The organism is Myxococcus sp. MH1 (assembly GCF_059738865.1).
In genome coordinates this window covers 9,346,022-9,365,645 of sequence record NZ_AP026947.1, presented here as the reverse complement: position 1 = coordinate 9,365,645, position 19,624 = coordinate 9,346,022, and the positions used below count along the sequence as shown (strand labels likewise).

The window sequence follows — 19,624 nt, the reverse complement described above, 5'->3', positions numbered from 1 at the left end:
CCGATGGGCGTGCTGGCCACTCGTTCGGGTCAAGGCGACTCCAGGGCGAGGCCGTCCGCTCCCATGGGTCCGTCCCTGTCACGCGAGGGTCTGGGCTGACATCCATTGTTTGTTTGAAGTGAGGGTGTTTCCCGGGCGCGAGGGAATGGTCTACTTCGCGGGCTCGCACGCGCTGGTTCCCTCAAGGCGCGTGTGAGCGTTTCCCCACGGCCCGCGACCCTCCGCTCACCTTGCATCCACCTCCTTCGTCGGAGGGCGAGGCCGTTTCCTGCTCGTGCTGGAAAGGAACGCCCGAATGAGGATGCAAGCCAGGCAGCGCTGGAGTCAGTTGTGTTGGGTCATCGCGATGGTGTTCACCGTCTGGGGCTGTGGCTCCTCCGTTGAGCAGGAGCAGACGGGCTCCGTGGAGTTCATGAGCGCGGTGTCCGACGCGCTCGCGGGAGAGGACGTCACCCGCGTCACGGTGACGCTGACGGCCACGGGCGTGCCCGCGTCGACGGTGGTGTTGACGCAGGAGGCCGGGGCGTGGCGCGGCACGTTCCACCAGGTGCCCGTGGGCAGCGCGCGGACCTTCACGGCGGAGGCGTTCGATTCACAGGGCGCGCTGCGCTATCGCGGCGTGGCGGAGGGCGTCACCATCGTCGCGGGCGAGACAGCGGTGGTGGCGATCACGCTCCAGTCGCTCTCCAGTGGTACCCCGTTCGAGAACACGGTGCCGTGCATCGACTCGCTCATCGCGTCGGCGAGCGTGGTGATGCCGGGTGGGAGCATCGTCCTTCGCGCCACGGCGCACGACAAGGACACCCAGGACACGATTTCGTACGCGTGGAGCGCGACCGGTGGCTCCTTCACCACGACGGGCACGGCGACCACCACGTGGACCGCGCCGCAGGTGGCGGGTGAGTTCGCGCTGACGCTCACGGTGACGGACTCGCGTGGCGCGGCGACGAGCCTGCGCATCGACGTGCGGACGCTGTCGACGGATGGCGGGGCGGGGATGGGCAGCGCGAACGTGACGGTGTCCTTCAACATGGCACCCACGGTGCGCGGAATCACGGTCACCCGTTCTCCGGTGCCGGTGGGGCAGGGGACCACTGTCACCGTGGACGCGGTGGACGCGGATGGGGATGCGCTGAGCTACCAGTGGTCCACGACGTGCGCGGGTGCGTGGACGCAGGCGACGTCCGCCGCCGCGACCTTCACGCCGAGCGCCGTGCCGGCCGGTGACCCGTGTGGCAACTGCGCGCTCAACGTCAGCGTGTCGGACGCGCACGGTGGACGGACGCAGGGCACGCTGCGCATCTGCGTGGGCCCTGGCACCGGTCCGAGCATCCCTCCGCGCATCGTGCAGGCGTACCAGTCCGCGACCACGGTGGCGGGCGGTGAGTCGGTGACGCTGCGGGTGCTGGCGGAGGACGGAGATGGCGGGGCGCTCGGCTTCGGCTGGGCGGCGAGCGTCGGCACGCTGGGCACGGCGACGAGCGGCTTCACCTCCAGCGAGGTGCGATGGACGGCGCCGGCCTGTGTCGCGCAGGGCAGCGCGCCGACGGTGACGGCCACCGTCACGAATGCTCGCGGCTTCTCCGCGTCACACACGTTCAACGTGAGCGTGGTGAACGGGACGAACTGTGGCAGTGGCTCCGCCGCGAAGTGGGATGCGACAGGGAGCTTGCAGGTGGCACGCGCCCGCCATGAGTCGGTCCTGCTGCCGTCCGGCAAGGTGCTGGTGGCGGGAGGCTACAGCAACACGTCGACCTTCGCCTCGGCCGAGCTCTACTCGCCGGACACTGGGACGTGGACCGCGGCAGGTAACATGCGCCGAGGGCGCATCAACCACACGCTGACGTTGCTGCCTTCGGGCAAGGTCCTGGCGATTGGCGGGGTGACGACCGTGAGCGCGGGGAGTGAGACGCAAGAGGTGGATGTGTATGACCCCCAGACGAATACCTGGTCTGCAGGGCCCTCGATGACGTTCGCTCGGGAGATGCACACCGCGACGCTGCTCGCATCCGGCAAGGTGCTCGTCATTGGTGGGGCGAGTTCGGCCAGCGGTGGAGGTCGCATCCCGGAACTCTATGACCCAGAGACGAACGCCTGGACGCCCGTGGCGAGCATGAGCGCCGCGAGTCGTCTGGGCCACGTCGCGCTCCAGTTGCCCTCGGGCAAGGTGCTGGTGGCCGGCGCTGGCGGCGTGGCCGAACTCTACGACGTGGCGACCGACACGTGGGCCCCCGCCACGGGGCTGACGGGAACGAATTGGACGCGCGCCTTCCTATTGCCCTCGGGGCGCGTGCTGCTGCACGGCGGCACCAGCTTGTTGGAGTATGACCCGGCACTCAACCTGCAGCGGACCGTCGGCTCCTGGATGCATGGCCGGAGCTGGTCGTTCCTGCTCATGCTGCCCTCCGGACAACTGCTGCACACGGGCGGGACGGACGCGATCTCCGCCACGGGCGAGCTGTTCGACCCCGCGACAGGGACCACCCGCTACACCGTGAGCATGCCGGGCGCTCGCGGCGGGGGACGCCCCATCCTGTTGTCCTCAGGCAAGGTGCTCGTGGAGGGCGGCTTCATCTTCGGCTCCTCGAGTACGACCTTCCTCAACACCGCGGCCCTCTACACGCCGTAGGCCGCATCACCCCGCCACCCTCGCGTGACACGGCGCGAGGGTGACGGTCCCTCTCCGGGCACCTGTGCGCTCACAGGCTCGGGTGCCCATCCCCCACGGCTCCAAACACGTGCCCCCAACCCCCGAACCACGTATGCAGGAGCGCATGAGCCGCGCTGACTCCCGTGGAATCCTCTTCGACCTCGACGGCACGCTGGTGGACTCGCTGCCGGACATCATCGACAGCTTCCTGTACGCCTTCCCCGCGAATGGCCTCCAGGCTCCCACCTACGCCCAGGTGCGCGCCCTCATCGGCCTGCCGCTCGACATCATGTACGCGGAGTTCGCGCCCCAGCACGTGCCCGCGCTGTGCGCCTCCTACCGCGAGCACTACCCGCTCAACTTCCACCGCAACTCCCGCCCGTACCCCGGCGTCCTCGAGCTCCTCCACACCCTGCGCGAGCGCGGCTACCTGCTGGCCGTCGCCACCACCAAGAAGAGCCCCATGGCCCGCCGCTTCGTCGACGCCATGGGCCTGGGTGACGTCCTCCACCACGTCCAGGGCACCGACGACTTCCCCCACAAGCCCGCGCCGGACGTCCTCCACCGCGCCCTCGCCGCGCTCGGCACGCAGGGCCTGTGGATGGTCGGGGACACCTCCCTGGACCTCCGCGCCGGCAAGGCCGCCGGCCTGCGCACCTACGGTGTCACCTGGGGCACTCACCCCGTGGAGGAGCTCGCCCGTGAAACGCCGGATGAGCTCCAGCCAGACCTGAAAAGACTGCTGGAGCGCCTTCCTCCCCTGTCCTGAGTGGCCCGCTATACTTGGAAAGTATGGAGCCACTGCCCGACGTCCTTCGTCACTTCCACCCCGTGCTCCCTTCCGAGTCGCTTCGCCGAGAGCCCGTGCGCGTGGAGGTGGCCGGTCGCGCCTACGCGCTGTTCCGGGACGAGAAGGGGAGCCCCGCGGCGCTCGCGGACACGTGTCCCCACCGCTTCGCGCCCCTGTCCAAGGGCAAGGTGCGCCCGGACGGCCGGCTCCAGTGCCCGTACCACGGCTGGCGCTTCGACTCGCAGGGCCGGGGCTCCAATCCCAGCCAACCCGAGCTCAAGCACTGCGACGTGAAGAGCTTCCAGGTCGTGGAGCACCACGGCTACCTGTGGCTGGCCCACCGGGAGACGCCGCGCTCGGCCCTGCCCGAGCTGCCCCTGAACGACGGCTACGTCTTCGGCGGCAGCTTCTCGGTGCCCTTCGAGGCGCCGCTGCACGTCTCGCTCGACAACTTCAGCGAGGACGAGCACACGCCCTACGTGCACACCCGCCTGGGCTGGGACGACCCGCACGCGGGCCAGGTCGAGTTCGACGCGAAGAACCACGACGACCACACGGAGGTCCATTACCGCGCCCCCCAGCGCCCCGCGCTCCTGATGAAGCTGCTCGGCGTGCGCGACGGCGACTTCTTCCACAATGACTGGCTGACGCGCTTCGACCCCGTGCAGAGCGAGTACGTCGTGAGCTGGGTGTCGCCCACGGGGGAGAAGCGGCCGTTCATCACCCGCGCCAACATCTTCTTCGTGCCGGAGACGGCCAGGCGCACGCGCCTGCATGTCTTCTCCTTCCTGCGCTGCGTGCACCCGTGGCTCACCCCCTTCCTGCCGGTGGCGGCGAAGGTGGCGCGCGAGCTCACCCGCTGGGAGATCGTCGACGACGCGCGCTTCATCCCCACCGTCGCGGACACGCCCTACAGCCACAAGGGCATGCGGCTGGACCGCTACGACAAGCCGCTCGTCCACCAGCGCCGGCTGATGGAGCGCATCTATTTCCGTCAACCCCGCGCCGTCACCGAGGACGAGGTGCCCGCGCGCGAGGCGGTAGGCTGAAGGGCGCATGAGCCTGGATGAACGCGTCCTCGAAACCCTCGTGGCCCAGCGAAGGCGCTTCCTCGCCTTCCTGGCCCCGCGTGTCGGCAGCCCCGAGGAGGCCGAGGAGGTCCTCCAACTCGCCCTGGTGAAGGGCCTGGAGAAGGGCGAGGCCCTGCGCGACGAGGAGAGCGCGGTGGCCTGGTTCTACCGCCTCCTGCGCAACGTGCTGGTGGACCGCCACCGCCGCGCGCGGCGCGAGTCCCAGGCCCTGGCCCTCGAGGAGGCCGAGGTGCCTCGCTCCACCGAGGACACCGCCGCGCTCGAGTCCACCGTGTGCGCGTGCGTGGCGGGGCTCGCCGACACCCTCAAGCCCGAGTACGCCCAGGCCATCCGCCGCGTGGACCTGGAGGGCACGCCCGTCTCCACCTTCGCGGGGGAAGAGGGGCTCACCGCCAACAACGCCGCCGTGCGCCTGCACCGCGCCCGGCAGGCCCTGGGCCGCAGGCTCATCGAGCTGTGCGGGACGTGCTGCACCCACGGCTGCGTGGACTGCGTCTGCGAGCCGGACCGTCCCCGCGTGGGTGACGCGCCTTCATCCTGAGGTGGGGTGGAGCCGCGGTGCCTGCATCCGCGCACGCAAGGCGCGAGGGCTCGACGCGGTGGGGATTCCCGAGGGCCGTCTTGCTTCGTGGAGTCATGTGCTCCACGAAGGCTCGACGGATTCCCGCTGGACGGGCGTCAGTGCGCCGGTTGAGCGGGTTCCTGTTGCGGCTGCGAGCCAACCCCGACCCGGGCCTCGTACGCGTTGCAACCGCTCGCGCCGGAGACCTTCAGGTCGAACTTCCGCAGACTCGCCTGCATGCAGCGCTGCGTCTCGTTGTCACTGGGGTTGGGCTTGTCGCTGGCGAAGTAGCGACAACCCTTACAGTTGCCCCACGTTCCTTCCGCCATGTTGACCTCCTCGGTGAAAAGGGTGCTTCGACTTCTCTCCGAGGGTGGGGCCGGTGGTGGGCTCCCACAAGAGCCCCGCCCACCCGCCCCGGGAAGCGGTCGCCCCGGTGCCTGGCGTCGAGCGTCCAGGCCACCGGAAGGCGCTTGAAGCCTACTGCTGCTCGGGTGCCGGCTGCTCCGTCTGCACCGGCGCGTCCTGCGGCGCGGTCTGCTGCTGCAGCTGGGTGGCGTCGCCGGGCAGCGGCTGCACCACGGGCGGCGCGGCGCTCTCGTCCTTCAGGTCCGAGTCGAGGCTGCGCGCCTCGAACGCACCCACCGAGCGCAACAGCTTCAGCGCCGCGACGGAGGCCTGGAGCCGCTCGGCCACCAGGCCAATCTCCGCCTGCGTCAGCGCCGTGTTCGCGTCCGCGACCTCCAGGTACGTGGCGACGCCCGCCTTGAAGGAGACGTCCGTCAGCCGCTGGCCCTCACGCGCCAGCTCCACCGTCTGCTCCGCCTTGAGGCGGTTGGCCAGCGCGCTCTCCAGGTCCAGCTGCGCCGTCTTCACTTCCTGCCGCGCCGTCAGCTCCGCCTTGCGCTGCGTGGCCAGCGACTCGGCGATGCGGGCGGAAGCCTCGGAGAGGTTCGCCTCGCGAAGCCCGCCATCCCACAGCGTCCAGTTGGCGCCGAAGGTGATGAGCCACACGTCCGAGCGGCCCTGGAAGCCCGCCGCGTTCGCCACGCGGAACTGCCCGGTGACGCCCAGCGTGGGCAGGTAGCTGAACCACACGCCGCGCTTGTTGATGCGCGCCAGCTCCGTCGTCTCACGGGCCGCGGCCACGTCCGCGCGCTGCTCCAGCGACTTCTGCACCAGCACCTCCGCCTCCGTCTTCACCGGCACCTGCGGCTCGGGAGGAGGCGCCACCTCGAAGTCCGGGCTGTCCAACGCCAGGAGCGTCGCCAGCACCAGCTTCGCGGACGCCAGCGCGTTCTTCGCGCGGATGAGGTCCTGCTCGGCGCGCGACAGGTCCTGCTCGGCGCGCAAGAGCGCCACGCGCGTCACCGTGCCGGCGTCGAAGCGGATCTTCGTGTCCTTGGCGCGGGCGCCGTTGAGCTCCACCAGCCGCTCCTGCACCGTCACCGCCTGGGCCTGCGCCGCGGCGCCGTAGTACGCCTGCGCCACGCCGAAGAGGATTTCGCGCCGGGCCTGCTCCACGTTGAGCTCCGCGACGCGCTCGCTCTTGTACGCGGCCTGGATGCCCGCCCACAGCTGCGGGGCGATGATGGCCTGACGCACCTCCGCCTGGAACTGGCGCTGCACCAGGGGCTGGATGACCACCGGCTCGGGACCCAGCGGGCCGGGGGGGATGATGGCCGCGTTGGAGTTGCGGATGATGGCCGCGCCCACGGTGACGGTGGGCAGGTAGCCCGCCCACGCCTTGCGCGACGCCGTGTCCGCCTGCCGCAGCCGGGCCTGGGCCGCCTTCAGGTCCAGGTTCTCCTTGCGCGCCTGATTGAGCGCGTCCTCCAGTGTCAGCACGGGGGGCGGTGCCGCGGCCAGGGTGGCCGCCAGGGTCAACGCCAGAAGTGAGCTCATAACCGCCTCTGCCTCCTCGTGGAGCCCCGCGCCGGCGCGGTGTGCCCCATTTGCGTCCTCGAAGGACTTGCTACGGGTTGTGTCTTGGGTGCGTGCGCCCGGGCGTCTTGCCCGGGTGCGTCATGCTCTGTGGGAATTCAGCGCGAAGTGCCGAACCGGCTCTTATGAAGGTCGTCCGCCGCCGCATCGCTTCTTCCGCCGTCCTGTTCCGGGTCCGGCCCCACATAGGCCATGTCGTTCTATTTTGGAAGCTCCGGAATGTAGTAACCCTCAATAGTTGATGAAGTCAATTGTTTAGGTGGGCGGGGTGAATTACCATGAGGGGCATGAGCGGAAGCAGCGAGAGTCTGGAGCGACGCGGCAGGTCACCGGACGCCGGGCAGCAGGCCCCTGAGGAGGCGGGGCTGCCCAGGCAGGCGTGGACGCTGCTGTTCGAGCTGATGCACGCGCACATGCGCAACTTCCCCGCGCTGGCGGCGGAGTTCGAGCTGTCCCCGGTGCAGGCGCACGTGGTGCGTCAGCTGGGCGAGGGCCCGCTGGCGATGAGCACGCTGGCCAACTACCTGTCCTGTGACGCGTCCAACGTGACGGGCCTGGTGGACCGCATGGAGGCGCGGGGCCTCGTCGAGCGGCGCAGCAGCGAGCAGGACCGGCGCGTGAAGATGCTGGTGCTGACGGAGGCGGGCGTGGCCCTGCGCGAGCGGCTGCTCGAGCGGCTGGCGGAGCCGCCCGAGCCCATCGCCGCGCTGTCGGACGAGGACCTGCGCGCGCTGCGCGACATCATGCGCCGGGCGCTGCGCTCGCAGTGACGGCGCGCCCCGGCGCCTTCAGTCCAGCAGGAACGTGTACGAGTACTTCATCTCCGTGGAGACCGCCTCACCGCCCTTGATGGCGGGCTTGAAGCGGAAGCGCTTGATGGCGTCGCGGGCCGCCTCGTTGAGGCCGTAGCCCGGGCCGGAGAGCACCTTGGCGGAGACGACGCGGCCCTCGTTGTCGATGGTGATGGACAGCGTCACCGTGCCCTCGATGCCGGCGCGGCGCGCCTCCTCCGGGTAGGGGACCTTCACCTCGGAGGCCACGGTGGGCTCGGAGTCCACCTGGTAGATGGGCGTGTACTTGGGCGCCGAGTACCCCTTCACGTCCTTGGGGTCCTTCGCGGTGCTGTCCACCTTGCCGTAGGACGTGTTGCCCACGGGCGCGGCGAACGAGCCGGCGCTGGTGGTGGACGACATCGTCATGCCCACCACGAGCGGCGGCGGCTTGGCCTGGGGCGTGGGCGGCGGCGGCTCGTTGGGCGGCGGCGGGGCCTGCTCGGGCGGCGGCGGCTGGGGCTTGGTCTGCGCGACCTTGATGGGCGGCGGCTTGACCGGCTTGGGTTTGGGCGGAGGCGGCTTGGGCTCCTCCTTCTTCTCCTCGGGAGGCGGCGGCGGAGGGGGCTTCTGTACCTCCACCATGACCAGCTCCACGGGGCGCTGCACCACCGGCCGGGGCCGGTCCGCCATGTGGCTCAGGTACCAGAAGCCCACGCCGTGCAGCACCAGCGACACGAGCAGGAAGGCGCCCACGAACACGAGCGAGCGCTCGCGGCGGGGAAAGGAGTTGTCTTGGAGGACCGCCTGGCTCATGTGCTGGGTCGTGCCGTCAGGGAGTGGCGGGCGCGGCCGCGGGGGCCACGTCCTTCTCGATGTTGAGGGCGAACTTCGCGATGCCCTGGCCCTTCACCGTGTCGATGAGGCGCATCACCTGACCGTAGGCGATGGTCTGGTCGGCGCTGATGATGGCGCGCGTGTCCTTGTCCTTGGCCACCGCCTCCGCGACCTTGGTGGTCAGCTCCGGCTCCGTCACCTGCGCGCCGTCGAAGTAGAGCTTGCCCTCCTTGTCGAGCACCACGTTGACCAGGCCCTGCACCGTCTCGCCGCCGTTGGCCGCGCGGGGCAGGTCCACCTCCACCGTCTCGCGGACGATGAAGTTCGCCGTCACCATGAAGATGATGAGCAGCACCAGCACCACGTCCACCAGCGGCGTGACGTTGATGCCGGTGATCTCCTCTTCGTTGTCCTGCGCGCCGCCCGCCATGGCCTAGCGGACCTCCGCGGCCCGGGCGGCCGTGTCCGGCGTGCGACCCGAGGCGCGCATGCTGCCGACGAGCGCGTGGCCCAGGGCGTTGGTGCGGCTGGTGACCGTCTTCAACTGACGGTTGAAGATGTTGAAGGCGACGACGGCGGGAATCGCGACGGCCAGGCCCACCGCCGTGGCGACGAGCGCCTCGGAGATGCCGGCCATGACGGTCTGCTGGATGGCCGCGCCCTTCACGTTGCTGGCGCCCAAATCATTGAACGCCTTGATGATGCCGAGCACGGTGCCGAACAGACCGATGAACGGCGCGTTGTTGCCCAGCGTGCCCAGGAAGGACAGGAAGCGCTCGTACTGGGGACGCTCGCGCGCGACGGTGGAGGCGATGACCTGCTCCACGGTGTCGGCGCCCTGCGCGCTGGCGGCGAGCGCCTCGCGGATGACGGCGGCCTCCATGCCCGTCTTGCCCTCGATGGCCTTGCGCCCCGCATCGAAGTCGCCCTTCGCCAGCCGCACCGCGAGCGCCTCCGAGTCCGGCAGCCGGTGGCGGGCGAAGTACACCGCGCGCTCCAGCATGATGGCGATGGAGAGCACCGAGAGGACGACGAGAATCCAGAGGACCCACTCGGCGGACGTGAGCGTGACGCCGAGCAGCTTGCTGCTGAGCCAGCCGAGCTCGGAATGCCCTGACTGGGCCAGGAGGATGGGGGGGAGCGTCATGCGCCCATCTGTTTCTCCGTCCGCCCTGAAAGTCAAATGGATCAGCCGGTTTGTCCGCTTCCCGGGCCCTCGGGCCACGACTGGAAACACATTTGTTGCCCGGCCGTCCGCCCCTTTTCAGGCCCGTCTCCCCACGCGGACTCGGAGTGCTGGTCCGCGTGGGTCCGGCACCTTCATTGGGGTGTCATCTTGAGCAGGCGGCCGTTCGGGTCGTCGGTGAGCAGGTACAGCGCGCCCTCCGGGCCCTGGACCACCTCGCGCACCCGCGCGTTGTTGGCGGGCTTGAGCCGCTCCTCGCCCACCACCCGGTCATCCTGGAGGACGAGCCGGATGAGCGCGTGCCCCGACAGCGCCCCGATGAAGATGTTGCCCTGCCACTCAGGGAACAGGCTCCCCGAGTAGATGGTCATCCCGGATGGAGATACCACCGGGTTCCAGAAGTAAACGGGTTGCTCCATGCCCGGGCCCTGGCCGGACTGGTGGATGGGGGCTCCGGAGTACTCGGTGCCGTAGCCGATGGTGGGCCAGCCGTAGTCCTTGCCGCGCTCCACCAGGTTGAGCTCGTCGCCGCCCAACGGGCCCATCTCCGCCTCCCAGAGCCGGCCGCGTGAGTCGAGCGCGGCGGCCAGGATGTTGCGGTGGCCCAGGGAGAAGATCTCCGAGCGGGCGCCGACCTGGTTGTAGAAGGGGTTGTTCGAGGGGACGGTGCCGTCGGGGAAGATGCGGACGATCTTGCCGAAGTGGCTGTTGAGCTGTCGGGCCTGGACGCGGCCGGGGAGGATGGAGCGCTCGCCCAGCGTGACGAACAGGGTGCCGTCCGGGTGGAACACGATGCGCCCGCCCGCGTGCAGCGTCGAGTCCAGCGTGGGCTTCATTCGGAAGATGATTTGCAGGGCCTCGATGCGCGGCTGGGGGCCGTCCACCAGCTTGCCTCGCGCGACGGCCAGGCCGTTGCCCGCGGTGGGCCGGCCGTTGCCCGCCTCGCGCGGCTCGTAATAGCTCCAATAGATGTAGCGGCTCTGCGCGTAGTCGGGGCCCACCTCCACGTCCATCAGGCCTCCCTGGCCCCGGCCGTCCACGGGCGGCAGGCCCGCCACGGGCGCGGACTTCGCGCCCTGCTGTGTGACGATGTAGAGCTTCCCGGTGGGCTTCTCCGTCACCAGCATCCGCCCGTCCGGGAGGAAAGCGATGGCCCAGGGGTAGTTGAAGCCACTTGCAATGGTGGTGACTTTGTAACGCGTCTGCGAAACGACGACGGGGCCGTTGGTCTGGCCGGGGAAGGCGGGAGGGAAGGGGGACGCCAGGGCCGCGGCGCCCTGTGGGGCCTGGGGCGGCTCGACGGGTTTCGCCGTCTCCGGGGGTGGGGGTGCGGCGCTCTGGGCGTGGGCGGTTCCCGTGAGGGACAGGAAGAGGGCGCAGGCGAGGCTCGACAAAGACAGACACAAGCGCATGGGGCTCCTCGGCGGGTGGTGGGTGGTCGAAGGGCAGCTAACCATCGCGTGCGCGGGCCGAGGCCCGAGGCTCGGGGGGCTGTGGCCGGTTGGACAGGTGAAGGGTTCGGCGTCTGTCCTTGCAAGGACTCGCACGTCCCCGGAGGGCAGGAGGAGCGTCGCGGCGACGACAGACTTCCCCGACGGCGGGGACTTGAGGGACAGTCGGGAGCCTTCCTCCTGGAGGACTCCCGCATGTCGAACAAGCCGCCCGATGACGATTCCTGGCGCTCCGTCCCGCCGCCGCCCCGGCCGCCGCACATGCCTCCGGAGCCCGATGTGTCGACGCGCGACCCGCGGATTCCCGAGGGCAGCGCGGACTACTCCGCGGCGTTGGCGGACTCGGCGGCGTACAAGCGCGGGGACATCGCCTTCGAGGAGCTCCAGCGGCGCGTGCTCGCGCGGGCGCTCCCGCCGCACCCCCTGGGGGACGCGTATCTCATGATGACGCCCCCTCCTCCGCCCCCCGGCATGCTCTCGAGCTTCAATCCGTTGCGGATGCCAGGCGACTGGCGCGGGACGTGGGGCGAAGTCGCGATGACGCTCTTCGCGGGCGACATCACCCATGCGGAGTACGAGCGCCTCCACGCGGCGGCGCATCCAGACTGCCGGCGCTGAGCGCCTGGCGTCACTCGGGATAGGACGACTTCGCGCTCGGCTTCGGTGCGTCGCGCTGGCGCCGGTACTCCTCCAGGTTCCGGCGGTACGCGGCCTCGCTCTTGAGTTCCTGGCGCAGCTTGTCCGGGTACTCGGCGGCGATGATGGGGGCGAAGGTCTCCAGGGCCTCCTTGAGCGCGGGGAAGGGCACCTCATCCTTGTCGACGAGGATCTCCCAGGGCTCCGACGTCGAACCCCGCTGCATGGTGAAGCCGACGCCCTGCTCCAGCCAGGTCTGGGGCACCTCGATGCGCAGGATGCCGTGGGTGTTGCTGTCGCAGTCCTGCATGGAGACGGCTTTGGGGTACCTGTTGCGGCCCTTGGCGTCCCACCGCTTGTATTCGATGCCGCAGGCCTCGAGCGGTCGGAGCTGCTCCTGGACGGACGCGAGCTCGGCCAGGTCTCCCACGTCCGAGGTCCGCAGGAAGCCCTCCTTCTGCAGGCCGATGGCCACCGCGGCCAGTCCCCCGCCGGCCGCGAGGATGAAGCACAGCATGACGAGCACCCACCAACTGGAGGGCTGCTTGCGGGGGCCGGGGAGCGCGGGGAGGGGCGCGGGCTCGTGGACGTCGATGTTCTCGAGGGCGGCGCGTCCGAACAGCGGCGCCGCGTGGTAGCCGCAGAAGAAGGCGGCGAGCCAGGAGAGGGCGCGCACCCAGTTGGCGGTGGGCGTGACGGGCAGGAAGGTCAGACCCTGGAGCCACACGAGCGTCTTCGCCGCGAGCATGCCCGTGGTGAGCACCATGGCCGTGGCGAACAGGGTGACGTTCACGAGCGTCATGAAGGTCGACGAGCGCGAGCGGGCGAGGGGCAGGACGGCGGGGAGCAGGCGCAGCAACTTCGGGTACACCCACCGGCCCACGAAGAATCCCGCGAGCAGCGGAATCCAGAGCAGCAGCATGCCGAAGGCCTGGGCCTTGAAGAGTGGATCCATGCAGTGAAGATGCTCCGAGTGGCTCGCCCCTTGAAAGCCCCTTCGCGCAGCCGAAAGGCAAAAGAAACCCAGGGGCGAAAAGCGCCCCCGGGTCGAGGGCCTACTTGCAGATCTCCTTGGTCAGCTTGTCGCGCTGGGCCTGCTCGGAGGTGGCGCGCTTGACGGCGTCTTCCATGGCGTCGTCGGCCTTCTCCAGCGCGTCGAGCGCGCGGCTGTGGGCGCGGCCCTTCTTGGCGGCGACGAGCACCTCGCGCATGTCCTTGCGAGCCTGCTTCAGGGTGGTGAGCTGACCCTCGCGCTCGACGTACTCCTTCTTCGCCGCCTTGCACTCGGGCGTCTGCGCGGACGCGCTCGACGCGAACAGGATTGCGGAGATTACGAACCAACGCACACGCCACCTCCAGGAGAAGGACCTGGGCGCGAGTATAGGGCGGCGCGGCGACGGGGTGCAGCGGCGCGAGCACGCCGGGCTCACGTGGAGACCCGGCGCGTCGCGTGGGGCTTCAAATCTTGCGGTCCGGCACGTCGGTGAGGGCGGGGTTGCGCTCGATGACGGGGCCGAGCACGTCGTCGATGCGGCGCATCAGCTCGGGCTCCAGCTTCACGCCGGCGGCCTTCACGGTGTCGTGGACCTGCTCGGGGCGGGAGGCGCCGATGATGGCGGAGGAGACGCCCTTGTTCTGGAGCACCCAGGCGACGGCGAGCTGGGCCATGGTGAGGCCGGCCTCTTGCGCGAGCGGCTTGAGGTTCTGCACGCGGGTGAGCACGTCCTCCTTGAGGAAGCGCGCGATGAAGCGCGAGCCGGTGGGGTCGGTGGCGCGGCTGCCCGCGGGCGGCGGCTTGCCGGGGAGGTACTTGCCGGTGAGCACGCCCATGGCCATGGGGGACCAGACAATCTGACCGAGGCCCTCGTCGAGGGACGCGGGGATGACGTCTGCCTCGATGACGCGCCAGAGCATGGAGTACTGGGGCTGGCTGGAGACGAAGGGAATCTTCAGCTCGCGGGCGAGCTTCGCGCCCTGGCGGATCTGCTCGCCGGTCCACTCGGAGACGCCGATGTAGAGGGCCTTGCCCTGACGGACGATGTCGGCGAAGGCGAGCATCGTCTCCTCGAGCGGCGTGGCGGTGTCGAAGCGGTGGGCCTGATAGAGGTCCACGTAGTCCGTCTGGAGGCGGGTGAGCGAGCCGTGGATGGACTCCATGATGTGCTTGCGCGACAGGCCCCAGTCGTTCTTCCCGGGGCCGGTGGGCCAGTAGACCTTGGTGAACAGCTCGTAGCTGGCGCGGCGCTGGCCCTTGAGGGCTCGGCCGAGGACGGACTCGGCGCGGGTGCTCGCGTAGACGTCGGCGGTGTCGAACGTGGTGATGCCCACGTCCTGCGCGGCCTTCACGCACGCGAGCGCGGCCTCTTCTTCCACCTGGGAGCCGTGCGTGAGCCAGTTGCCGAAGGAGATTTCACTGACGGCCAGACCGCTGCGACCAAGATGACGGAAGTTCATGGGGTGGCGAGCCTAACCAGCCATGGCGCGCCTCGCACGGCTTTGGGAGGGCAACAGTCCACCGGCCCACGCCACCCAGGCGATGTAGACGAGCTGGAAGGGGAGGCGCAGCCAGAAGTACCAGTCCGGGAAGGGCAGCACGTGTGAGGCGGAGTTGGCCGAGGCCTCGTGGAGGTTCGCGGGGAGGATGGCGACGAGCAGCGCGATGAGGCCGAGTGCCGCGAGCTTTCGGGTGCGCGGGAGGAGGAGGCCCACGCCGCCTGCGACTTCGAGCACGCCGGACAGGAGCGTCCAGAAGCGGGGTGAGGGGAGCTGCGGCGGAATCATCGCGTCGTAGCGCGCGGGCATGAGGAAGTGCATGACGCCGGCGCCGATGAAGAAGAGGCCCGCGGCCACGGCGGCGCGGCTCGCGGGGGTGGAGAGCGCGGGCAGCCTGCGCAGCGGGGGCAGGTGGAAGAGGGCGAAGAACGAGAGCAGCACGAGGGCGAAGGACACGGCGAGGCTCCTGGCGCGGAAGGTCGGGAGGGGTCCCGGCCTGACGCTGCTCAAGATGCGTCGGGGGCCCTGGCCTGGGCTTGAACGAACTGGCTGCGACGTTGGAGGAAGGAGGGCGTGGTGCCGAACATGCGCCGGAAGGTGCGCGTCAGGTGGGCGGAGTCGGAGAAGCCGGCGGCGTGCGCGGCCTCTCCGGCGGTGCGTCCGGAGGCGATGGCGCCGGCGGCGCGCTGGAGTCGGAGCCAGAGGAGATAGGGGCGCAGGGGCACGCCGGTGGACTCGGTGAAGGCGTGCATCAGGCGGCCGGAGGACAGGCCGGCGACCTCGGCGAGCGCTTCGAGGGAGGTGTCCTCGGGAGCGGGGTCGGCGCGCAGGTGGCGCAGGAGCTTGCGCACGCGAGGGTGCATGCGCGGGGCGGCGGTGGTGCTGGGGCCGGCGAGGGCTTCCAGCGTGGACTCCATCCACGGGCCGATGTCCGCGTGGGGAATGGGCCCCGCGCGCGGCAGACTGGCGAGCAGGGCGTCGCGCGCGGCCTCGTCGAAGAGTCGGACGGATTCGGTGAGGGACGCGCGGAGGCGCAGACCGTCATGGCTCTCGGGCTCGACGAAGAGGAGGACGACCTCCGTGCCTCGGGCATCGAGCGCGTGTGGGACATCGGGCCCCACGAGGACTCCGGCCGCGCGCGTGTCCTTCCTGGCCGAGTCCACTCGGATGGAGAGCGTGCCCGTGCGGCACAGCATGAGGTGCATCGCGTGGTGGGCGTGCTTCGACGACATGTCCCCGGGGCCCCACATGGCGAGCGCGGCCGGCCACACCACCAGGGGCATGTCCGGCCACGGAGCGCGAGGCGCGAGGTCAGGAGGTCGGGCGAGCAGCATCCGCCCGCAGGCTACCAGCGGTCCCTGGAGAGAATCACCGCGCTGTACGCGCCCAGGGACACAGCTCCGCGCGCGGGCATTCCATCCCGCGCTCCCCACGTGCTCCAGAAGTCGTGCACGTGCGTGCCACCGAAGTCCGGTGAGTAGCCCTGCCAGTCGCTGTTGAACCGCACCCGCCACAGTCCATCCGAGGGCAGGCCCAGCTCGTACCCGCTGAACGTCCGGTGCCCCAGGTTCACGATGACCACCACGTCGTCACCCGCTCCCCCGTGCTGCCACCGGTGGAACGCGAGCACCTTGTCGTCGTGGTTCAGGTGGAAGACGTTGACGCCCTCGCCCCGCAGCCCCGCGCTCGTGTCGTGCCAGTTGCGCCGCAGGCGGATGAGGTCCCGATGCGCCTGGAGGATTCCCCCGAACCAGTCCGACTTGTTCCAGTCCAGCGGGTCCCCATCATCGAAGTGCCCGTCCTCCAGGAACTCCTGCCCCATGAACAACATCGGAATCCCCGGCGCCGTCAGCGTCAGCGCCGCGCCCAGCAACGCCTTCTTCTTCGCCAGCACGTCCCCGGGGTTGTACGGCGACACCTCCGTGGGCAACCGGCTGCGGCCGTTCGCCACCTCGTCGTGGCTCTCCGTGAAGATGACCCGCTGCATCGACTGGCCGTTGTAGCGGAAGTACAGCGCGTCCCGGACCGCGCTCAAGTCCCGCCACTCGTCGAACGGCGCCGTGAGCGCGGCGCGCACCGGGTGCACGAAGGCCGCGTCCCACTGCGCGTCGAACCCCGCCCCCTGCGGATGCGTCACCGCCGGGTCCGCCGCCATGTCCTCCGCGATGAGCAGCTTCCACGGGAACTCGCGCTTCACCGCCTCAGTAATCGAGCGCAGCAGGTCCCAGCCCGCCGGATTGTCCACGCCGCTCGTGGTGCGAATCTCCTTCGTCGCGTCCACGCGCAAGCCATCCATGTGGTACTCGCGCAGCCACATCAGCGCGTTGTCACGCAGATAGTCGCGCACCTCGTGACGCCCGTAGTCCGGACGCGTGTCTCCCCACGGCGTGCTCGCGCGCCAGTCCGCGTAGAAGTACACGCCCCCTCGGCCGAACGTCTCTCCATCGAAGTCCCAGTGCGGCAAGTCACTGGGCCCCAGGTGGTTGTAGACCACGTCCATGATGACGCCGATGCCGCGCCGGTGCGCCTCGTCCACGAAGCGCTTCAGGTCGTTCGGCGCGCCATACGTGCTCTCCGGCGCGAACGGGAACGTCGGGTTGTAGCCCCACGAGAAGTCCCCCGCGAACTCCGCCGAGGGCATCAGCTCCACCAGGTTCACGCCCAAATCCCTCAGGTAGTCGAGCTTGTCGATGGCGCTCAACCAGTGCCCCGGCCCCCAGCCCGGTGAGTCGTGGAACGTGCCGATGTGCAGCTCGTAGATGACCGCCTCGTGCCGCGCGGGCATCTGGAAGTGCCCGTCGTACCGCCACACGAAGTCACGGTGGTCCAGGATGACGCTGTTGCCCGTGGAGTTCGTGACGTCCGCGGCCCTCGGGTCGTTGCGCCAGCGCCAGTCGCCGTAACGGCCCTGCACGATGTACTGGTACTGCTGTCCGTTGTACGCCCCCTGGATGTCCCGGGAGAAGTTGCCCGAGGGCTCGCGCGCCAGCTCCACCGCGTGCCAGTGACTGAAGTCCCCCACCACCTGTACGCGCTGCGCATGCGGCGCCCACACCCGGAACGTCGCGCCGCCGTCGTACGGAATCACGCCCATGCCCGGACGCCATGACGGCTCCGGCTGTGGCTCCACCGGAACGAAGGCCGTGAGCGCGCCCGGCACCTGGAGCTGCTCCGCCGGTCCGAACAACTCCGGCGCCGAGCGCGAGCGCGCGGTGCGCCGAGCCACCTCGTTGCCTCGGGCCCTGCACGCCGTCTCGCTGAAGTCCTTGCGCGGCTGGCGCACCTCGTTCGATTTCGCCTCTCGCGTCGACATGGATTCCCCCCGGAAAGCGGATGCTTCGCGATGCGCGCCATTCCGACAGCGCGCCGCATCCAGGGCAAAGCCCACCTTGTCGCCCCCCGTTCAGTTCAGGGCAGTGCCCGGGTGTTTTCCCGTCCTTCGAGAGCAGGCGACCGTTCAGGTCGACACGAACGCCGCCCACCTGCCCCCGCCGACGCTCGACACCGAGCGGCTTGTCCGGGCACCCCGAGTGTCCGACACTGGTCCTTCCTCATGGCCGCCAGCGAAGAACGCCGCCTCCAGGCTCTGGTGCTTGCTCCGGTGCGCCGCGTCCAGCGACGCCTCAATGCCCTCGCGTGGGCGGAGGCCGGCCTCGCTCCCCTCTGGGCCACCAGCACCGCCTGCGTGCTGGCCCGGCTCCTGTTGCGCCAGCAGTGCGTCTGGGCCCTGCCGCCGCTCGTGCTCGCGGGTCTCGCATGGTGGTGGCGACGTGCCCGCGCGCGCCATGTCTCGCTCGAGCATGCGGCCGTGCTCGCGGACCGCTCGGCCGACGCGGGCGGGTTGCTGCTCACCCGGCTGGAGCGCCCCGTGGGGGAGTGGGAGCTCTCCGTCAATCAGCTCGCCCGCGAGGTGAAGCCTCCGCGGCTGAAGTGGCGGCGCCCCGTGGCGGCGCTCGCCGGCGCGCTGGTGTTCGCCCTCATCGGCTTCCTGATGCCGTTGCCCGCACCGCGCGCGTCCCGGGGTGTCCATGCCGCCGCCGCGGCGAAGGTGGACGCGGTGAAGGCACAGGCCGAGGCCCTGGCCCGCGAGGAGCCCCTGGGCGAGGCCGTGGAGGACGAGCTGCGTCGCCTGTCCGAGGAGGTCGCTTCGGGTCGCTTCGACTCGGGTGACTGGGAGGCCGCCGACTCGATGGAGCGTCGACTCGCCGAGCGCGCCGCCGAGGCCGCCGCCGAGCTGGCCCAGGCCTCCGAGGCCGCGCGTGAGCTGGAGGATGCGCTCGGCGCCGCGGGGGGCGCGGAGTCCGCGTCCCGTGAGCGCGAGGCCCTCGAGCGCGCGCTCATGGCGCTCCAGTCCGCGGGCGCGGAGGGCTCGGCGCAAGAGGGCTCCGAGAACGGGCAGCAGGGCTCGGAGCAGGGCGCCTCGAACTCGGGGCAACAGGGCGGTGAGCAGGGCCAGGCGAACGCGGGACAACAGGGCGGCGAGCAGGGCGCACCGAACTCCGGGCAACAGGGCGGCGAGCAGGGCCAGGCGAACGCGGGACAGCAAGGCGGCAATCCGAGCGAAGGTCAGCAGGGCGCTTCGCGACAGGAGCAGGCGCGCGCCCAGTCCTCCGGTTCGGTGGACCAGATCTCGGAACTGCGCCAGTCGCTGGAGCGTCGAAGGCAGTCGCTCGCCCAGCGCTTCGAGCCGCGTGAGGGGCAGGACGCGCAGGCCCGCAATCAACGCTCGCGTCCTCGACAAGGCTCGAGCGGGCGGCAGGAAGGCAGTCGCCAGCAAGCGGGCCAGGGACAAGGTGGCGAGGGGCAAGAAGGCGGTGAAGGGCAGGAAGGCGGCGAGGGGCAGGAGGGTGGCGAAGGCCAGGGCGGCGGGCGCGGCAACAGCCAGGGCCACGCGAGCCGCTCGGTGCGCCAGGGCGCGGGCTCGGGCGCTCCTTCCGAAGGGGGCGGCTCGAATCCGCTCGTCTTCGGGGGCGCGGCGGAGATGGACCCGGACCGGCTCGCGTTCGAGCCGCTTCCGGAGGGACACGGCGGCGAGGCCGGTGAGCTGTGGGGGCTCGAGGCGGCGGACCCTCGGCGAGGCACGGGGGCCCGGGGCGCGGCGCGCGGTCAGGGGACGAGCGCTCAGGGCGACGCGGCGGCGGGGACCGGCGGACAGCCGCTGTTGCCGCGCAACCGCGACCTCGTGAAGCGGTACTTTGGTGGAGAGTAGTCCGG

19 protein-coding genes are annotated in these 19,624 nt (G+C 70.3%); 7 read left to right on the top strand and 12 right to left on the bottom strand.

Annotation, left to right across the window (positions count from 1 at the left end; all coding sequences use genetic code 11):
• The first annotated feature begins 295 nt into the window (after positions 1-295).
• The 4 genes from AC6JA9_RS36950 (at position 296) to AC6JA9_RS36935 (ending at position 5,072) form a co-directional block, all read left to right on the top strand.
• Entirely contained in the window at positions 296-2,629 is a 2,334-nt protein-coding gene (locus tag AC6JA9_RS36950) for a Kelch repeat-containing protein (RefSeq protein ID WP_408889067.1), read from the top strand.
• A 145-nt stretch (positions 2,630-2,774) separates the two neighbouring features.
• Positions 2,775-3,419, top strand: a complete 645-nt coding sequence (locus tag AC6JA9_RS36945; protein ID WP_408889068.1) for an HAD family hydrolase — start codon at positions 2,775-2,777, stop codon at positions 3,417-3,419.
• Positions 3,420-3,442: 23 nt separating this feature from the next.
• Complete coding sequence (locus AC6JA9_RS36940; RefSeq protein WP_223747020.1) at positions 3,443-4,489, top strand: Rieske 2Fe-2S domain-containing protein; 1,047 nt, start codon at positions 3,443-3,445, stop codon at positions 4,487-4,489.
• Between the two features lie 7 nt (positions 4,490-4,496).
• Positions 4,497-5,072, top strand: a complete 576-nt coding sequence (locus AC6JA9_RS36935; RefSeq protein WP_408889069.1) for an RNA polymerase sigma factor — start codon at positions 4,497-4,499, stop codon at positions 5,070-5,072.
• 137 nt (positions 5,073-5,209) lie between these two features.
• Here the strand turns inward: AC6JA9_RS36935 and AC6JA9_RS36930 are convergent, their stop codons facing one another.
• Together AC6JA9_RS36930 and AC6JA9_RS36925 are read right to left on the bottom strand one after the other, a co-directional pair.
• Positions 5,210-5,422, bottom strand: a complete 213-nt coding sequence (locus AC6JA9_RS36930) for a hypothetical protein (protein ID WP_267699368.1) — start codon at positions 5,420-5,422, stop codon at positions 5,210-5,212.
• Positions 5,423-5,573: 151 nt separating this feature from the next.
• Positions 5,574-6,998, bottom strand: coding sequence for a TolC family protein (locus AC6JA9_RS36925; protein ID WP_223747023.1), 1,425 nt, complete (start codon positions 6,996-6,998; stop codon positions 5,574-5,576).
• A gap of 317 nt (positions 6,999-7,315) precedes the next feature.
• Here AC6JA9_RS36925 and AC6JA9_RS36920 point away from each other — a divergent pair, with 317 nt between their 5' ends.
• Positions 7,316-7,807, top strand: a complete 492-nt coding sequence (locus AC6JA9_RS36920; protein ID WP_223747024.1) for a MarR family winged helix-turn-helix transcriptional regulator — start codon at positions 7,316-7,318, stop codon at positions 7,805-7,807.
• An 18-nt stretch (positions 7,808-7,825) separates the two neighbouring features.
• On the opposite strand, the gene AC6JA9_RS36915 is transcribed toward AC6JA9_RS36920, so the two are convergent.
• From AC6JA9_RS36915 to AC6JA9_RS36900, 4 genes are all read right to left on the bottom strand, one after another.
• Positions 7,826-8,623: an energy transducer TonB gene (locus AC6JA9_RS36915; RefSeq protein ID WP_408889070.1), complete on the bottom strand. Its 798-nt coding sequence runs from the start codon at positions 8,621-8,623 to the stop codon at positions 7,826-7,828.
• A 16-nt stretch (positions 8,624-8,639) separates the two neighbouring features.
• The gene (locus AC6JA9_RS36910; RefSeq protein WP_141333310.1) at positions 8,640-9,074 is read right to left on the bottom strand and encodes an ExbD/TolR family protein; all 435 of its coding nucleotides are present in this window, start codon (positions 9,072-9,074) and stop codon (positions 8,640-8,642) included.
• A gap of 3 nt (positions 9,075-9,077) precedes the next feature.
• Positions 9,078-9,791, bottom strand: a complete 714-nt coding sequence (locus tag AC6JA9_RS36905) for a MotA/TolQ/ExbB proton channel family protein (RefSeq protein WP_046716312.1) — start codon at positions 9,789-9,791, stop codon at positions 9,078-9,080.
• A gap of 173 nt (positions 9,792-9,964) precedes the next feature.
• A complete protein-coding gene (locus AC6JA9_RS36900; protein ID WP_223782634.1) occupies positions 9,965-11,242 on the bottom strand; it encodes a PQQ-dependent sugar dehydrogenase in 1,278 nt (425 codons plus the stop codon).
• Positions 11,243-11,476: 234 nt separating this feature from the next.
• Between AC6JA9_RS36900 and AC6JA9_RS36895 the strand changes: the two genes are divergently transcribed.
• Positions 11,477-11,899 carry a hypothetical protein gene (locus tag AC6JA9_RS36895; RefSeq protein WP_408889071.1) on the top strand — a complete coding sequence of 141 codons (423 nt, stop codon included), beginning with the start codon at positions 11,477-11,479 and terminating at the stop codon, positions 11,897-11,899.
• 10 nt (positions 11,900-11,909) lie between these two features.
• Here AC6JA9_RS36895 and AC6JA9_RS36890 read toward each other — a convergent pair whose 3' ends face one another.
• The 6 genes from AC6JA9_RS36890 to AC6JA9_RS36865 form a co-directional block, all read right to left on the bottom strand.
• Positions 11,910-12,872, bottom strand: coding sequence for a hypothetical protein (locus AC6JA9_RS36890; protein WP_408889072.1), 963 nt, complete (start codon positions 12,870-12,872; stop codon positions 11,910-11,912).
• A 100-nt stretch (positions 12,873-12,972) separates the two neighbouring features.
• The gene (locus tag AC6JA9_RS36885) at positions 12,973-13,263 is read right to left on the bottom strand and encodes a hypothetical protein (protein ID WP_046716308.1); all 291 of its coding nucleotides are present in this window, start codon (positions 13,261-13,263) and stop codon (positions 12,973-12,975) included.
• 112 nt (positions 13,264-13,375) lie between these two features.
• Entirely contained in the window at positions 13,376-14,371 is a 996-nt protein-coding gene (locus AC6JA9_RS36880) for an aldo/keto reductase family protein (RefSeq protein ID WP_223747030.1), read from the bottom strand.
• Between the two features lie 12 nt (positions 14,372-14,383).
• Positions 14,384-14,866, bottom strand: a complete 483-nt coding sequence (locus tag AC6JA9_RS36875; protein ID WP_223782631.1) for a DoxX family protein — start codon at positions 14,864-14,866, stop codon at positions 14,384-14,386.
• A gap of 50 nt (positions 14,867-14,916) precedes the next feature.
• The gene (locus tag AC6JA9_RS36870) at positions 14,917-15,693 is read right to left on the bottom strand and encodes a helix-turn-helix domain-containing protein (RefSeq protein WP_408889073.1); all 777 of its coding nucleotides are present in this window, start codon (positions 15,691-15,693) and stop codon (positions 14,917-14,919) included.
• A 62-nt stretch (positions 15,694-15,755) separates the two neighbouring features.
• Complete coding sequence (locus AC6JA9_RS36865; protein WP_408889074.1) at positions 15,756-17,723, bottom strand: alpha-amylase family glycosyl hydrolase; 1,968 nt, start codon at positions 17,721-17,723, stop codon at positions 15,756-15,758.
• Between the two features lie 240 nt (positions 17,724-17,963).
• Here AC6JA9_RS36865 and AC6JA9_RS36860 point away from each other — a divergent pair, with 240 nt between their 5' ends.
• A complete protein-coding gene (locus AC6JA9_RS36860) occupies positions 17,964-19,619 on the top strand; it encodes a hypothetical protein (protein ID WP_497958559.1) in 1,656 nt (551 codons plus the stop codon).
• Positions 19,620-19,624 lie beyond the last annotated feature (5 nt).

What these genes read in the sequence shown, in the direction of transcription:
- AC6JA9_RS36950 (WP_408889067.1), top strand. Translation starts at nt 296, where the DNA reads ATGAGGATGCAAGCCAGGCAGCGCTGGAGTCAGTTGTGTTGGGTCATC.
- AC6JA9_RS36945 (WP_408889068.1), top strand. Translation starts at nt 2,775, where the DNA reads ATGAGCCGCGCTGACTCCCGTGGAATCCTCTTCGACCTCGACGGCACG.
- AC6JA9_RS36940 (WP_223747020.1), top strand. Translation starts at nt 3,443, where the DNA reads ATGGAGCCACTGCCCGACGTCCTTCGTCACTTCCACCCCGTGCTCCCT.
- AC6JA9_RS36935 (WP_408889069.1), top strand. Translation starts at nt 4,497, where the DNA reads ATGAGCCTGGATGAACGCGTCCTCGAAACCCTCGTGGCCCAGCGAAGG.
- AC6JA9_RS36930 (WP_267699368.1), bottom strand. Translation starts at nt 5,422, where the DNA reads ATGGCGGAAGGAACGTGGGGCAACTGTAAGGGTTGTCGCTACTTCGCC.
- AC6JA9_RS36925 (WP_223747023.1), bottom strand. Translation starts at nt 6,998, where the DNA reads ATGAGCTCACTTCTGGCGTTGACCCTGGCGGCCACCCTGGCCGCGGCA.
- AC6JA9_RS36920 (WP_223747024.1), top strand. Translation starts at nt 7,316, where the DNA reads ATGAGGGGCATGAGCGGAAGCAGCGAGAGTCTGGAGCGACGCGGCAGG.
- AC6JA9_RS36915 (WP_408889070.1), bottom strand. Translation starts at nt 8,623, where the DNA reads ATGAGCCAGGCGGTCCTCCAAGACAACTCCTTTCCCCGCCGCGAGCGC.
- AC6JA9_RS36910 (WP_141333310.1), bottom strand. Translation starts at nt 9,074, where the DNA reads ATGGCGGGCGGCGCGCAGGACAACGAAGAGGAGATCACCGGCATCAAC.
- AC6JA9_RS36905 (WP_046716312.1), bottom strand. Translation starts at nt 9,791, where the DNA reads ATGACGCTCCCCCCCATCCTCCTGGCCCAGTCAGGGCATTCCGAGCTC.
- AC6JA9_RS36900 (WP_223782634.1), bottom strand. Translation starts at nt 11,242, where the DNA reads ATGCGCTTGTGTCTGTCTTTGTCGAGCCTCGCCTGCGCCCTCTTCCTG.
- AC6JA9_RS36895 (WP_408889071.1), top strand. Translation starts at nt 11,477, where the DNA reads ATGTCGAACAAGCCGCCCGATGACGATTCCTGGCGCTCCGTCCCGCCG.
- AC6JA9_RS36890 (WP_408889072.1), bottom strand. Translation starts at nt 12,872, where the DNA reads ATGGATCCACTCTTCAAGGCCCAGGCCTTCGGCATGCTGCTGCTCTGG.
- AC6JA9_RS36880 (WP_223747030.1), bottom strand. Translation starts at nt 14,371, where the DNA reads ATGAACTTCCGTCATCTTGGTCGCAGCGGTCTGGCCGTCAGTGAAATC.
- AC6JA9_RS36870 (WP_408889073.1), bottom strand. Translation starts at nt 15,693, where the DNA reads ATGCCCCTGGTGGTGTGGCCGGCCGCGCTCGCCATGTGGGGCCCCGGG.
- AC6JA9_RS36865 (WP_408889074.1), bottom strand. Translation starts at nt 17,723, where the DNA reads ATGTCGACGCGAGAGGCGAAATCGAACGAGGTGCGCCAGCCGCGCAAG.
- AC6JA9_RS36860 (WP_497958559.1), top strand. Translation starts at nt 17,964, where the DNA reads ATGGCCGCCAGCGAAGAACGCCGCCTCCAGGCTCTGGTGCTTGCTCCG.